The sequence below is a fragment of the Pseudomonas palleroniana genome, assembly GCF_022836895.1.
Lineage (GTDB): Bacteria > Pseudomonadota > Gammaproteobacteria > Pseudomonadales > Pseudomonadaceae > Aquipseudomonas > Aquipseudomonas palleroniana.
Map to the genome: position 1 here is coordinate 4,818,940 of NZ_CP092411.1, position 14,635 is coordinate 4,833,574.

The following is a 14,635-nucleotide window of genomic DNA, read 5'->3' on the forward strand; positions in this document are numbered from 1 at the left end:
GCTTCATGGCTAAGATCGGATTTATCGGCACCGGCATCATGGGCCAACCCATGGCCGCCAACCTGCAGAAAGCAGGTCACCAACTGTTTCTTTCCGAACACCACGGCAAGGCCCCGGCCGAGTTGATCGCAGCCGGCGCCGTGGCGTTGGCCAACCCGCAGCAGGTTGCCCAGGAAGCCGAGTTCATCATCGTGATGGTGCCCGACACCCCGCAGGTCGATGACGTACTGTTTCGCAAAGACGGCGTCGCCGCAGGCTTGTCACCGAACAAAGTGGTGATCGACATGAGTTCGATCTCCCCTACCGCGACCAAAGCCTTCGCCGCGAAGATCAACGAGACTGGCGCGCAATACCTGGATGCGCCGGTGTCCGGTGGTGAAGTCGGCGCAAAAGCCGGCACCCTGAGCATCATGGTCGGCGGCGAGCCGCAGACGTTTGAACGCGCACTGCCGTTGTTCCAGAGCATGGGCAAGAACATCACCCTGGTGGGCGGCAATGGCGATGGCCAGACAGCCAAGGTCGCCAACCAGATCATCGTCGCCCTGAACATCCAGGCCGTGGCCGAAGCGCTGTTGTTCGCATCGAAAAACGGCGCCGACCCCGCCAAGGTGCGTGAAGCGCTGATGGGCGGCTTTGCCTCGTCGAAGATCCTGGAAGTGCATGGCGAACGCATGATCAAGGGTACCTTCGATCCTGGTTTCCGTATCAACCTGCACCAGAAGGACCTGAACCTGGCCCTGGCGGGTGCCAAAGAGCTGGGGATCAACCTGCCGAACACCGCCGGCACCCAACAGGTATTCAGTACGTGCGCGGCGATTGGTGGCGGCAACTGGGACCATTCGGCGCTGATCAAGGGCCTGGAGCATATGGCGAATTTCTCGATTCGCGATCAGTAAATCCTGACCTGGAATGCGATCAAACTGTGGGAGGGGGCCTGTAGTGAGCGGGCTTGCCCCGCGCTGGGTGGCGCAGCCGCCCCAAACCCAGGCACCTCGGTCCTCCTGAAATACCGCGGCGTCTTTGTTGGGGCGGCTTTGCCACCCAGCGCGGGGCAAGCCCGCTCACTACAGAGTTTGGTCGAGGCCCCCTCCCACAGATTGATCGCATTTCAAGCTTGAAATGGTTGCACCTCTAATAACAAAAATTCCCGGGAGCCCGCTTATGTCGGTCGATCCGCAACACCTGCTTCGCGAGCTGTTTGCCACAGCCATCGAGGCCGCCCACCCCCGGCAAGTCCTGGAACCTTATCTGCCCGCCGACCGCAGCGGCCGGGTGATCGTGATCGGCGCCGGCAAAGCCGCGGCAGCCATGGCCTTGGTCGTCGAGAACTGCTGGCAGGGCGAAGTCACCGGCCTTGTGGTCACCCGCTACGGCCACGGCGCGCCGTGCAAGAAAATCGAAGTGGTCGAAGCTGCCCACCCCGTGCCCGATGCAGCGGGCCTGGCCGTGGCACAGCGTGTGCTGGGGCTGATCAGCGACCTGGGCGAAGACGACCGGGTGATCTTCCTGCTCTCCGGCGGCGGCTCTGCCTTGCTCGCCCTGCCCGCCGAAGGCATCACCCTGGCCGACAAGCAAGCCATCAACAAAGCCCTGCTCAAATCCGGCGCCACCATTGGCGAGATGAATTGCGTACGCAAGCACCTCTCAGCCATCAAAGGCGGCCGATTGGCGAAAGCGGCCTGGCCCGCGACGGTCTACACCTATGCGATTTCCGATGTGCCCGGCGACCAGGCCACGGTGATCGCCTCCGGCCCCACGGTGGGTGACCCCAGCACGTCGCAACAGGCCCTGGCGATCCTCAAGCGCTACGGCATCGACGCCCCCGCTTCGGTGCGCAACTGGTTGCAGGACCCGGCCTCGGAAACCGTCAAACCCGGCGACCCGGTGCTCGCGCGCAGCCACTTCCAATTGATCGCACGCCCCCAGCAATCCCTCGAAGCCGTGGCGGTCAAAGTCCGCCAAGCGGGGTTCAGCCCGCTGATCCTCGGTGACCTGGAAGGCGAAGCCCGCGACGTGGCCAAGGTACACGCCGGTATCGCCCGGCAGATCGTGCAACATGGCCAGCCGTTGGCCGCGCCGTGCGTGATCCTCTCCGGCGGTGAAACCACCGTCACCGTGCGCGGCAATGGCCGTGGCGGGCGCAATGCCGAATTCCTGCTGAGCCTCACCGACAGCCTCAAGGGCCTGCCCGGCGTGTACGCCCTGGCCGGCGACACGGATGGCATCGACGGCTCGGAAGACAATGCCGGCGCGATCATGACCCCCACCAGCTACGCCCGCGCCGAAGCCCTGGGCCTGTCGGCCAGCGACGAGCTGGACAACAACAATGGCTACGGCTATTTCGCCGCGCTCGACGGTCTGCTCGTCACCGAGCCGACCCGTACCAACGTCAATGACTTGCGCGCCATCCTGATCCTTGAGACTGCCCACCATGACGCCTGACAAGAAGGTCAAAATCCTCGCCACCCTGGGGCCGGCCACCGACGGTATCGACGATATCCGCGAACTGGTGGAAGCCGGAGTAAACATCTTCCGCCTCAACTTCAGCCACGGTGAGCACGCCGATCACGCCCAGCGCTACCAGTGGATTCGCCAGGTGGAGCGCCAGTTGAATTACCCGCTGGGCATTCTCATGGACCTGCAGGGGCCAAAGTTGCGGGTCGGACGTTTTGCCGAGGGCAAGGTGCAACTGGTGCGCGGCCAGGCCCTGCGCCTGGACCTGGACCCGACGCCGGGCGACCAATGCCGGGTCAACCTGCCTCACCCGGAAATCATCGCAGCGCTGGAGCCGGGCATGGACCTGCTGCTGGACGACGGCAAGCTGCGCCTGCGGGTCATCACCAAGCACGCCGACGCCATCGACACGACCGTGCTCAATGGTGGCGAGTTGTCCGACCGCAAAGGCGTGAACGTCCCACAAGCCTTGCTGGAACTCAGCCCGCTGACCGCCAAGGACCGCCGCGACCTGAGCTTCGGCCTGGAGCTGGGCGTGGACTGGGTGGCGCTGTCCTTCGTGCAACGCCCTGAAGACATCCGCGAAGCCCGCGAACTGATCGGCGACAAGGCGTTCCTGATGGCCAAGATCGAAAAACCGTCGGCCGTGCAGCGCCTGGCGGAAATCGCCGAATTGAGCGACGCGATCATGGTGGCCAGGGGCGACCTGGGGGTGGAAGTGCCGGCCGAGAGCGTGCCGCACATTCAGAAAGACATCATCCGTACCTGCCGCCAGTTGGGTAAACCGGTGGTGGTGGCCACGCAGATGCTCGAATCCATGCGCTTCTCGCCTGCGCCCACGCGCGCCGAAGTCACGGACGTAGCCAATGCGGTGGCTGAAGGGGCGGATGCGGTGATGCTGTCGGCGGAAACCGCCTCGGGCGATTACCCGCTGGAGGCCGTGCAGATGATGAGCAAGATCATCCGCCAGGTGGAAAACGGCCCGGACTACCAGACGCAACTGGACGTCAACCGACCCAAGGCGCAGGCCACGGTGTCCGACGCGATCAGCTGCGCCATCCGGCGCATCAGCAGCATCCTGCCGGTGGCGGTGCTGGTGAACTACAGCGAGTCGGGCAACTCCAGCCTGCGTGCGGCGCGGGAACGCCCGGTGGCGCCGATTCTCAACCTCACGCCGAACCTGGCCACGGCGCGGCGTTTGAGCGTGGCGTGGGGCGTGCATTCAGTGGTCAATGACCGGCTGCGGCAGGTGGATGAGGTGTGCTCCACGGCGCTGGAGATCGCCCAGGCCCAGGGGATGGCGCAGCGTGGGGATACGTTGGTCATTACAGCGGGGGTGCCGTTCGGGCAGTTGGGGTCGACCAATTCCTTGCGGATTGAGACGTTGATTTAGCGCCTGTCAGGGCCTCATCGGGAGCAAGTCGAATCGTCGCACCGCCCCTCCCACATTTAACTGCGTTCACCGGTCCAAATGTGTGAACACCATCAAGTGTGGGAGGGGCGGTGCGACGATTCGACTTGCTCCCGATTAGGGGCACCCCAATCCAACTGACTGACCACCATGCACAACCCAACCTGCCCCGACTGGGCCGAAGCCCTGCTCAACGGTTTCAGCCAGATCTTCCTGCAACGCCACCCGCTATGCGGCCTGCTGTGCCTGCTGGCCATTCTGATCGGCGCTCCGGCGCTGTTCGGCGGGGCGCTGCTGGGCGGTGTGGCGGGATTGCTGACCGCCCAGCGCCGAGGGTATCCGAAGGCTGAGCGGCAGGCCGGCCTCTATAGCTATAACGGCGTGCTGCTGGGGTTGTTGATCAGCCAGCACTGCGCCTGGTCGGCGTTACTGCCGCCACTGATCCTGGCGTGCGGCGGCTTGAGTGCGATCCTCACACGGCAATGGCTGCAACATGCCACCCATGCGCAAGCCTTGCCCGCCTACACCGCGCCATTTGTCGGCCTTGGCTGGTTGCTGCTGGGCACGGTGCCTGATAGCCCCACCGCCCTGAGCGAACCCGATGCAGTGGCCTTGCTCACCGCCCCCTTTACGGGGCTCGCGCAAGTCCTGTTGCTCGATCAACCGCTGACCGGCGCGTTGATTGCCCTGGGCCTGCTGCTGGCCAACCGCAGCGCCGCGTTATGGGCGTTGATCGGCGCCGGTAGCGGCGTTTGGGTCGGCTGGCTGCTGGATGACCCCACCGGCGCCCTGCTCGGCCTGCACAGCTACAACCCGGCACTCGCCGCCCTGGCGCTGAGCCAGGCCCATCGGCGCCCCTGGCTGCCGCTGCTCGGTATCCTGCTGGCGATTGCACTCACACCGGGTTTTGCCGCGCTGCACCTGCCGGCGCTGACCGCGCCGTTTATCCTCGCGTGCTGGCTGGTGCGCGCCAGTTGCCGGGTACTGCAGAAAACCCGCATGGACAGCCCCTTCGAATCCTCCTAGGCTGGCGCGATATTCGATTCAGGCGACTTCCATGGACAGCAACAACTGGCGTCAACGGCTGTATGTAATGGTGTTTCAGAGCGACACCGCGGCCGGGCGACGCTTCGACAGCACCCTGCTCTTGATCATCCTTGCCAGCCTGGTGATCGTGATCCTCGACAGTATCCAGGCGGTGCACGATAACTATGCCGACCTGCTGGCCTACATCGAATGGGGTTTCACCATCATCTTCGCCATCGAGTACGGGCTGCGCCTGTATTGCTCGCCCAAGCCGCTGCGCTATGCCTTCAGCTTCTACGGGTTGGTGGACTTGCTGGCCATCGTGCCGGGCATTCTGGCGCTGTACTACAGCGACGCCCAATACCTGCTGATCATCCGCATTATCCGCATGCTGCGTATCTTCCGGGTGCTCAAGCTGGGCCCCTACCTCAAGCAGGCCAACTACCTGATGTCGGCGCTGCGGGGCAGCAAGCAGAAGATCGTGGTGTTCCTGGTCAGCGTGTGCACCCTGGTCACGGTGTTCGGCACCCTGATGTACGTGATCGAAGGCCCGGAGCACGGGTTTACCAGTATTCCCAAGGGCATTTACTGGGCGATCGTGACCCTGACCACCGTCGGCTTTGGCGATATCGTGCCCAAGACCCCATTGGGCCAAGTGATTTCGTCGCTGGTGATGATCACCGGTTACTCGATCATCGCCGTGCCGACCGGAATCTTCACCGCGGAACTGGCCAACGCCATGCGTGGCGAGCAACTGCAAACGGATTGCCCGGTGTGCAAGAAAAACAGCCACGAAGCCAATGCCGCATTTTGCTCCCGATGCGGTAATGCACTGTTTAAGAAAGTGGAATAAGCAAAGTTCGTTTTAATCTTTAAGCGACTATGCGCCCCCGGCTATAGTCGCTGGCAAATTGCCGCCCCCCTCTTCTCCCGAACAACAAGGAATGAGCAGTGAAAAAAATCCTCAGCGCGTCTCTACTGGCCGCCGGCCTGGCCCTGGCCGGTGCCGTCCAAGCCGCACCGGTCACCCTGCTCAACGTCTCCTACGACGTGATGCGTGATTTCTACAAGGACTACAACGCGGCCTTCCAGAAGCACTGGGAAGCCGAGCACCCGAACGACAAGCTCACCTTGCAGATGTCCTTCGGTGGGTCGAGCAAACAGGCGCGCTCGGTCATCGACGGCCTGCCGGCTGACGTGATCACCATGAACATGGCCACCGACATCAATGCCCTGGTCGACAACGGCCAACTGGTGCCCGACAACTGGGTCACCCGCCTGCCGAACAACAGCGCACCGTTTACCTCGGCCACGGTGTTTATCGTGCGCAAAGGCAACCCCAAGGCCCTGAAAGACTGGCCGGACCTGCTCAAGGATGGCGTGCAGGTGATCGTGCCCAACCCGAAAACCTCGGGTAACGGGCGCTATACCTACCTGTCGGCCTGGGGTTATGTGCTCAAGAACGGCGGCGACGAAAACAAGGCCAAGGCGTTTGTCGGCAAGCTGTTCAAACAAGCACCGGTACTGGATACCGGTGGCCGCGCCGCCACCACTACGTTCATGACCAACCAGATCGGCGACGTGCTGGTGACCTTTGAGAACGAAGCAGAAATGATCGCCCGTGAATTCGGGCGTGATCAATTCGAAGTGATCTACCCGAGTGTCTCCGCCGAAGCCGAACCACCCGTGTCGGTGGTCGACAAGGTGGTCGAAAAGAAAGGCACCCGCGCGGCCGCCGAGGACTACCTGAAATACCTGTGGTCGCCGCAAGGCCAGGAAATCGCCGCCAACAACTACCTGCGCCCGCGTGATCCGGCGGTACTGGCCAAGTACACCGACCGTTTCCCGAAGGTCGACTTCCTGTCGGTGGAAAAGACCTTTGGTGACTGGCGCACGGTGCAGAAGACCCACTTCAATGATGGTGGCGTGTTTGACCAGATCTACTCTGGCCAATAACCCTTTCAGATAAACCTGGTAAAAGTGTGGGAGGGGCGGTGCGACGATTCGACTTGCTCCCGATAGCAGAGTGTCAGTCAATGAATGAGTTGACTGATACACCGCTATCGGGAGCAAGCCCCCTCCCACACTGGGTTTTGTGACTGGCTGTTACATGGGCGGCGTTACGCCGTCCTTGCCGGCTGAGATGGCTTGAGCGGTGATCGTTCCATCCGGCCCTTTCGCCGCAAACAGCACCACCTTCACCCCGGCCTTGAGCAGACTGCGATCCCCCGGCTCCAGGTTGACGATGGGCACACCCTCCGGCACTACGATCTTCTGCTCGCCACCCTTGTATTTGACGGTCAGGGTGCGCCCGTTACTGACCACCAGATCACCGACGGTGCCGTTGGTCATGCTGCTGCCTTCCTTCAAGTCAAATGCACGGTGCCCGTCGCCGGTGCCGGCCATGGCTGGCGGGAACACGTGCACTTCGAGCGCCGTGAGGGTGCCGTCGGCATTCGGCATTGCGGCCGAGCCGATATAGCTGCCGGGCTTGATTTCATCGATCCTGGCCAGCGTGACGGCGCGCACCTGGGTGGCTTGGGTAAGGTTGACGGTGACCTCTTCACCGCTGTTGGCCTTGACCTGCAGCGCGTCACCGTCGACCGCCGTAATCTCGCCGCGAACCCCGACACGCGGAGCCTCGGCAGCGTGGGCCAAGCCCACGGCCATGGCGGCGGCGAGGGTCGAAGCCATGAGCATCTTGTTCAACGTGATCTTCATCGCAAGAGTTTCCTGTTTCAGCCTTTGTGCCTGAATGTATCATCACCCTCGGCGCAGAAAATTAACGATTCAGTCATCAATGCCGCGCATGAGTGATATCACTGCCAGCGGCCTACCCCGGCGGCGGTGTTGCCTTTAGGCTTGCGCCACTTTCCTACGCTTTTATGAGAACACCATGAACGCTACTTCCCACACTGCGAGCACGATGACCCGGAGCATGGTGATGCTGTTCGCATTTTGCTGCGGCGCCATCGTTGCCAACATCTACTACGCACAACCGATCATCGAGCTGATTGCACCGGATATCGGCCTGACCCCGGCGATGGCCAGCCTGATCGTGTCCCTGACGCAGATCGGCTACGCCCTCGGCCTGTTCTTCCTCGTACCGCTGGGTGATCTGCTGGAAAACCGCAAGCTGATGATCACCACGACCGTCGTGGCCATCGCCAGCCTGCTGGGCGCAGCGTTTACCGAACAGCCGAACCTGTTCCTGCTGGTGTCGTTGCTGATCGGTTTCAGTTCGGTCTCGGTGCAGATCCTGATCCCGCTGGCCGCGCACCTGGCGCCCGCCGAGTCCCGTGGACGTGTGGTCGGCAGCATCATGGGCGGCCTGTTGCTCGGTATCCTGCTGTCACGCCCGGTGTCCAGTGTGGTGGCCGACCATTTCGGCTGGCGTGCGATGTTCATGGCCGCCGCCGCGCTGATGGCGTTTATCAGTGTGGTGCTGCTGCTGACCATCCCCAAGCGCCAACCCGACCACAGTGCCAGTTATGGCCAGTTGTTGCGCTCCCTCGGCACCCTGGTGCGTGAGCAACCGCTGCTGCGCCAGCGCGCGTTCTATCAGGCCTGCCTGTTCGCCACCTTCAGCCTGTTCTGGACCGCCGCCCCATTGGAACTGGCGCGCAACCACGGCCTGAGCCAAAGCGAAATCGCGCTGTTTGCCCTGGTGGGCGCCCTGGGCGCTGTTGCCGCGCCCATCGCCGGTCGCCTGGCCGATGCCGGCCACACCCACCGCGCCTCGTTGCTGGCGATGTTGTTCGCGGCGCTGAGCTTCCTGCCGGCCTTCGTACACCCGCTGTACAGCGTCATCGGCCTGGCCGTCACCGGCGTGGTCCTGGACTTCTGCGTGCAGATGAACATGGTCCTCGGCCAACGCGCCATCTACGCCCTCGACGCCAAAAGCCGCAGCCGCCTCAACGCGCTGTACATGACCAGCATCTTCATCGGCGGCGCCTTCGGCTCGGCGATTGCCAGCAGCGTGTATGAACAGGGCGGTTGGTTGGGGGTGATGCTGGTAGGCAGTGCCTTCCCGCTGGTGGCGTTGTTGCGGTTCCTGAGTGCGGCACGTGGCGTCTCGGTGGCCACCGCCTGATCGATCTTCTATCCGTCGGAATATTGTTTCAAATGCACAAAAGGGCAGGACTTGATCAATCACCGATCAGTCCTGCCCAGCTTTAACGAATGCCACGGCGATCATTGAAAATACGCCGCATGCCCCTTAGAGATAGCCATCCTCCTTGATATTCAGCCCAATGACATCTTCCGGGCTGATCATTCGTGTGCTTTTGATCAGGAAGTCCGTCTTGCCGTCACCATCCAGGTCTATTGCCAGCAGGTAGCGCCCCGATTGCGGATTGAACTTGATGAGGGTGTCACCCGCTTGACCGGTGTAGGCATTCACGAAGTTAAAGGCAACCTTGCCGTCGATGGCCATCTGCGACAGATCGATCTTGTCCTGGCCGGTGTTGAAGTCCAGCAATAAATCGGCTTGGGTGCGTGTCGAGTCCGCGAAGGCATTGAACTTGAAGGTGTTCCACCCGCCCCCGCCGACCAAGGTGTCCGCTCCCGCGCCCCCGGTCAGCACGTTGTCCGCACCATTCCCCACGATCCGGTCGTTACCACGGCCCCCAATGGCATTTTCGATCACCGTGTTCTCAGCGATCCTGACGTTTTCCCTCAATCCCCCCACGTTGGACCGTGAACCGCCCCGCAAGTCGATCGACTGATCCTGCTCGAAACCGGAAAAATCAAATGTATCCACTCCTCGGTCGTCCCAGACGGTGAAGTCTGGTTTGTCGGAGGCGGACGTGAGGGTCATTTCCGGTTTACCCGTGTTGGAGTTGAAACCGTAGATGGTGTCATCCGACAGGGTTTTAACTCCAGGTTTCGCGTCATCGGTGGGTTTGGTTTCGCCTTTAGGCTTCACATCACCAGCGGGTTTGGTTTCGCCTTTAGGCTTCACATCACCGGCAGGTTTGGTTTCATCTTTAGGCTTCGCGTCACCGGCAGGTTTGGTTTCGCCTTTAGGCTTCACATCACCAGCGGGTTTGGTTTCGCCTTTAGGCTTCGCGTCACCGGCAGGTTTGGTTTCATCTTTAGGCTTCGCGTCACCGGCAGGTTTGGTTTCATCTTTAGGCTTCACATCACCGACGGGCTTGGGTTCACCTTTAGGCTTCGCATCACCGACGGGCTCGGGTTCACCTTTAGGCTTCGCATCACCGACGGGCTTGGGTTCACCTTTAGGCTTCGCATCACCGACGGGCTTGGGTTCACCTTTAGGCTTCGCATCACCGACGGGCTTGGGTTCACCTTTAGGCTTCGCATCACCGACGGGCTCGGGTTCACCTTTAGGCTTCGCATCAGCAGGTTTCGTTTCACCCTGAGGCTTGGGTTCTGGAGTTGGCCGAGGTTCATCTCCCTGAGGCATAGGCTCACAGCTGGCAGTGGCTACGTTACCGCTGAAGCCGATGATGGCCGCGAAAGATAAGTTGCTCAAGGCTGTTTCTCCAGGCTGCAATAACTTGGAGGGCACACCGACATTCGGGTTTGATCCATAAAGGCGCTGAAGACTGGAAAACCCATTTGTCACCGACATAGACAAACCGAGCAACGGAGACCGCGTAGAGGTCTGTTTTTCAATAAGCGAGTGCTCGTATGGGTTATGTACAATGGGTAACAGCTGAGGAGCCACATTGGTGGATGCATGGAAATTTACAACGGGTGCATTCATATTAATCATAATTACTTTTCTCTTTAAGTTAAAAAAAAACAACGGCCCAACACTTCGCAACAGTAGAACTTACGAATTATTAAATAGTTACTTTCGAGCCATAGCTCACACACCAAGGCGATTAATGCACCACCTTAATTTTCTGAGCGATGCCAAAAGACCATTCTCATCACACTGGATTTAGACTGATCAAGCGATCAGCGAGAGGATCAACTATTCAAGCAACACAACTTACTTAAATATATTTCACACATTTTTATTATTTAATGGATCGATTTGCCATGCCCGCGCCGTAAATGCAGCGCTATCAAAGGCCGACATCAGCGTCGATCGATGCTCCGCAGATTTGGCATGGAATCTATGTGCGTCATTCAGGCCCCCAGGGCCCACCTGCGGCCCGCAAAGATCCGCTGGAGGTCGTGGACGCGGGTCTGTCTTCGGCTCGCAGACATCCGGACGTGGAGCTGGCTTGGGCTCCTTCGGCACAGGGCATGGCTCCGGCCTGGGCTCCTTCGGCACAGGGCATGGCTCCGGCCTGGGCTCTTTCGGCACAGGGCATGGCTCCGGCCTGGGTTCCTTCGGCACAGGACGTGGCTCCGGCCTGGGTTCCTTCGGCACAGGGCATGGCTCCGGCCTGGGTTCCTTCGGCACAGGACGTGGCTCCGGCCTGGGCTCCTGCGGCACAGGACGTGGCTCCGGCCTGGGCTCCTTCGGCACGGGCGAGGGTGCCGGATTTTCGCCATTCGCCTGGACATCCCCCGCCTTCATCTGGCCAATGCTATTTATCAACAGATCCGCCTTGCCGTTGCCCGTCAGGTCCAATGCCAGGCTTCCCTCGCGACTACCCGCGTCGTACCTGAGCACGACTTGACCCGGTTGACCGGTTAAATGATCGACGAACTTGACCGCTTTGATACCTGTAGCTTTCAGGACCGCAGAGAGATCAATCGTATCTGCGCCACTTTCAAAATCCAGAATGACATCGGGGTTGTCCGGGGTGGAGTCACTTGCCCGGTCATAGACAAAAGTGTCGCCCCCACCACCGCCTTGCAGACGATCTGCGCCGCCGCCGCCTTTGAGGCGGTTAGCCACCTGATTGCCCAGCAGCGTGTCATTTCCCTTGCCGCCCAGGGCATTTTCCACCACGACACCCTTGGCGATGGAGACATTGCCCTTTAACGCTCCTACGTCTGAAAACGACTCAGCATTGAGGTTGATCTTCTGATTCTGTGAAAACCCGGAAAAATCCAATGTATCGTTCCCACCACCGTCCCACACACAGAAAATAGGATTGTCGCTGTCCGCCTTCAAACTAAGGGCTTCACGGTTCGTATTGGAGTTGAACCCGTATGTGGTATCGGTATTACGGGTTTTGTTGTTCGCGCCGTAGAGTTTCTGAATAGCCGCAATGTCATCCATCATCGGCGCAGAGGGGTTCAGCGACTTGAAATCGTGCCCGGGCTGATTCTTTTCCGAGAAGTAGCTCATCACCGAGCGCGCCCGGGTATCCCCCGCATACTCCGCGTGAAGCCCATAGTCGCCAAAACCATCATAACCACCTGGGTGTTCCAGCCCGATGGAATGGCCGATTTCGTGGATGAGCACCTCACGGAAAAAACTGCCGATCTTCGGGTCTGCCCCCACACCCAGGGTCCCAATATTTGCGAATGTTCGATTCATTGACTTATTGGGGAGCGAGGCCACGCCAGAAGGTGTTCCAGCCATATCATTGATATCGACATGGCCGTCGGCTTTTTGCGCGTTTTCAGTAAACGTCACATTGGCGACATCCTGCCAAGATTGCAGTGCTTGCCTGGCCTGATCCGCCTGCTGCGGAGTGAAGCCCTTGGCGATCCGATACGACAAGTCAATTTTCTTGTCGCCATCGCGGTCATGAAACCGGTAGCCACCTCGGGTAATTTTCTTCCCAGCCTGCTCTGTTGTTAATACGGCCTTCTTACTGCCCAAGGTGTACGTCTTGATAGGCTGCCCAGGGCTGATACTGCTCCAGGGATTAGACGCCTTATTTACACTAACGGCAGTAGCGGGCGGTCCGGGTACTCTCATAAACCATAGTCCTCATTTCAATCAAACTCGGGGTAAACAATTGTCAAACTCGAGATACCGAATCCCCGCTCATCAAGAGCGGCACTAGTTGTCGGCACACCCTTAAGTTCGCACACAGCCGCTTGGCATTCCAGGCACTAATTAATTCACCCTGACACATTCTAAATCCTGATCACACTTTTCCTTAACCACGCAAAACCCTGAAACCACCCCCACCTCAGACACACACGTAGAACCTTCATAAGCCACTGACTTTGCAGAAAAAACAAATTATAAAGCACACTAAAAATCAGAATAATTTCATCGCATTGCTCACAATCAGATAACACCAACCTCATCAAAAACTCAAAGTTAAACACCCCCTCTCTTACTATGACTACATAACTATCCATTCAAGACAAGGATCTAAGAATCTGGCTTGAGTGAAAAACTCAACATTTCAAAAAAATAGATTATTCTCTGTCTCGCGTCGGTAAATTAATGCCTACAGCATTATTCCTGCCTGAAAAATCAAACCTTCGGAGCGAAAGAAGTAAAATGCAGGCGAATGCGTCAACCAGGTCGACAAGACGGCCAAGTGCACACATTTGCCTCAGCAAAGCTAAGTAGGGGGAAGGATCATGCCAGGAGGGGTTGATAGCGCCGACACGGAGCCTTCAGGCTGCCATGCTGAATCAGAAAGCAGGCTTGAACGCGAAGCCAGGGCGCGTTTCAAGCCTGTAAATAGATAAATATGAGGCTGATAGTTACAGCGAGGGGATCAACGCAATGTTTCCGTGCACATCAGTCGAGCGCACGGCTCATGTGTTCAGGACAATCCGATGACATCCTCCGGGCCGAAAGGCCGAGTACTCTTTATCAGGAAGTCACTGTGGCGATTACCCGACATGTCGACCGCCATAAAATAGCGCCCGCTGTTTGCATTGTATTTAATGATTGTGTCACCGGGTCGCCCCGTGAAGCTGTGCACCAGGTTCAGCCTGACGCCAGCCGCATTTGCCATGCCGCACAAATCAATCTTGTCCCAACCTGTCTTGAAATCCGTGAGCAGGTCGGCATTCTCGTAAGTGGAGTCAGCTGCCGCATTATATTTGAAGACATTACTCCCGCCGCCGCCACTCAATGTGTCTGCGCCCTCCCCCCCAAGCAGGACATTATCAGATGAGTTACCGATTATCCGATCGTTGCCTGCCCCCCCCACAGCATTTTCAATCTTCGACTCGCGGCTGATATAAACATTGTTAGCCATCCCACCGACACTGGAGTAAGTACCCGCCCCCAGATTGATAACCTGATGCTGCTTGAACCCGGAAAAATCCAAGGTATCGTTGCCCCCTGCATCCTTGACGCTGAACCATGGTCTGTCATAGGTAGATACCAGGGAAGTTTGAGTATTCCCGGTATTCGAATTGAACCCATACCGGGTATCGCCCGGAAAATGTTGCGCCGGACGCGGCTCAGGCTTCGGACTTGGCTCCAGCACAGGGGCTGGGCATGCCGCCAAGACAGCCTTCGGACCAGGCTTGGGTTCAGATGCCGGGCGCGGATGCGCACTCCCCCATGGCGCGTATCGGGTAAAAGCCTGCTGGAATTCCATATAGGCCCTGGCGAACAGGCTCATCACTTCGCTCCCCCCTGGAAACCCCGCCATAATCTGCTGATTGCCGCCGGAGGCGGACGATAGGTTTGCGTTCCCCGGGCCCGCCCATCCCCTGTCGAGTACGTTGGGTGCCAGGACATTTACCGTGGACGAAAAATGACTACGGGTGTGGTAGTTGTGCAGGCGAGAAGTACTGGACATCATCGTATCATCAGGCCGACCACTCAAAGTAGACTGCTCCGCAAAGCGCGATGAACTATACGTTTGAAAACTGATATTAGAGCCATGAACCGTCATAAGCCAACACTCTCCATCCAGAAAATATTTCGAATACAAATAATTAAAA

At 59.1% G+C, this 14,635-nt stretch carries 11 protein-coding genes; 7 read left to right on the forward strand and 4 right to left on the reverse strand.

Annotated elements, in window-relative coordinates; all coding sequences use genetic code 11:
- Positions 1 to 5: 5 nt before the first annotated feature.
- The 6 genes from MJP36_RS21475 to MJP36_RS21500 all read left to right on the forward strand — a co-directional run bounded on the left by MJP36_RS21475 (position 6) and on the right by MJP36_RS21500 (position 6,847).
- Positions 6 to 896, forward strand: coding sequence for a 2-hydroxy-3-oxopropionate reductase (locus MJP36_RS21475; protein ID WP_060754533.1), 891 nt, complete (start codon positions 6 to 8; stop codon positions 894 to 896).
- Between the two features lie 265 nt (positions 897 to 1,161).
- Entirely contained in the window at positions 1,162 to 2,442 is a 1,281-nt protein-coding gene (locus MJP36_RS21480) for a glycerate kinase type-2 family protein (RefSeq protein WP_205345475.1), read from the forward strand.
- Complete coding sequence (pyk, locus tag MJP36_RS21485; protein WP_244383967.1) at positions 2,432 to 3,847, forward strand: pyruvate kinase; 1,416 nt, start codon at positions 2,432 to 2,434, stop codon at positions 3,845 to 3,847. Before MJP36_RS21480 ends, pyk begins: the two co-directional genes overlap by 11 nt.
- Positions 3,848 to 4,015: 168 nt before the next feature.
- Positions 4,016 to 4,891, forward strand: a complete 876-nt coding sequence (locus MJP36_RS21490) for an urea transporter (RefSeq protein ID WP_244383968.1) — start codon at positions 4,016 to 4,018, stop codon at positions 4,889 to 4,891.
- Positions 4,892 to 4,922: 31 nt separating this feature from the next.
- Positions 4,923 to 5,744 carry an ion transporter gene (locus tag MJP36_RS21495; RefSeq protein ID WP_244383969.1) on the forward strand — a complete coding sequence of 274 codons (822 nt, stop codon included), beginning with the start codon at positions 4,923 to 4,925 and terminating at the stop codon, positions 5,742 to 5,744.
- Between the two features lie 98 nt (positions 5,745 to 5,842).
- Complete coding sequence (locus MJP36_RS21500) at positions 5,843 to 6,847, forward strand: sulfate ABC transporter substrate-binding protein (protein WP_060754538.1); 1,005 nt, start codon at positions 5,843 to 5,845, stop codon at positions 6,845 to 6,847.
- Between the two features lie 150 nt (positions 6,848 to 6,997).
- Here the strand turns inward: MJP36_RS21500 and MJP36_RS21505 are convergent, their stop codons facing one another.
- Positions 6,998 to 7,612, reverse strand: a complete 615-nt coding sequence (locus MJP36_RS21505; RefSeq protein WP_060754539.1) for a DUF5666 domain-containing protein — start codon at positions 7,610 to 7,612, stop codon at positions 6,998 to 7,000.
- Positions 7,613 to 7,787: 175 nt separating this feature from the next.
- Here MJP36_RS21505 and MJP36_RS21510 point away from each other — a divergent pair, with 175 nt between their 5' ends.
- Positions 7,788 to 8,984: an MFS transporter gene (locus MJP36_RS21510; protein WP_244383970.1), complete on the forward strand. Its 1,197-nt coding sequence runs from the start codon at positions 7,788 to 7,790 to the stop codon at positions 8,982 to 8,984.
- A 126-nt stretch (positions 8,985 to 9,110) separates the two neighbouring features.
- On the opposite strand, the gene MJP36_RS27960 is transcribed toward MJP36_RS21510, so the two are convergent.
- The 3 genes from MJP36_RS27960 to MJP36_RS21530 all read right to left on the reverse strand — a co-directional run bounded on the left by MJP36_RS27960 (position 9,111) and on the right by MJP36_RS21530 (position 14,310).
- Positions 9,111 to 10,388 carry a M10 family metallopeptidase C-terminal domain-containing protein gene (locus tag MJP36_RS27960; protein WP_279613729.1) on the reverse strand — a complete coding sequence of 426 codons (1,278 nt, stop codon included), beginning with the start codon at positions 10,386 to 10,388 and terminating at the stop codon, positions 9,111 to 9,113.
- Between the two features lie 480 nt (positions 10,389 to 10,868).
- Positions 10,869 to 12,590 carry a M10 family metallopeptidase C-terminal domain-containing protein gene (locus tag MJP36_RS21525; protein WP_244383971.1) on the reverse strand — a complete coding sequence of 574 codons (1,722 nt, stop codon included), beginning with the start codon at positions 12,588 to 12,590 and terminating at the stop codon, positions 10,869 to 10,871.
- Positions 12,591 to 13,497: 907 nt separating this feature from the next.
- Entirely contained in the window at positions 13,498 to 14,310 is an 813-nt protein-coding gene (locus tag MJP36_RS21530) for a M10 family metallopeptidase C-terminal domain-containing protein (RefSeq protein ID WP_244383972.1), read from the reverse strand.
- Positions 14,311 to 14,635 lie beyond the last annotated feature (325 nt).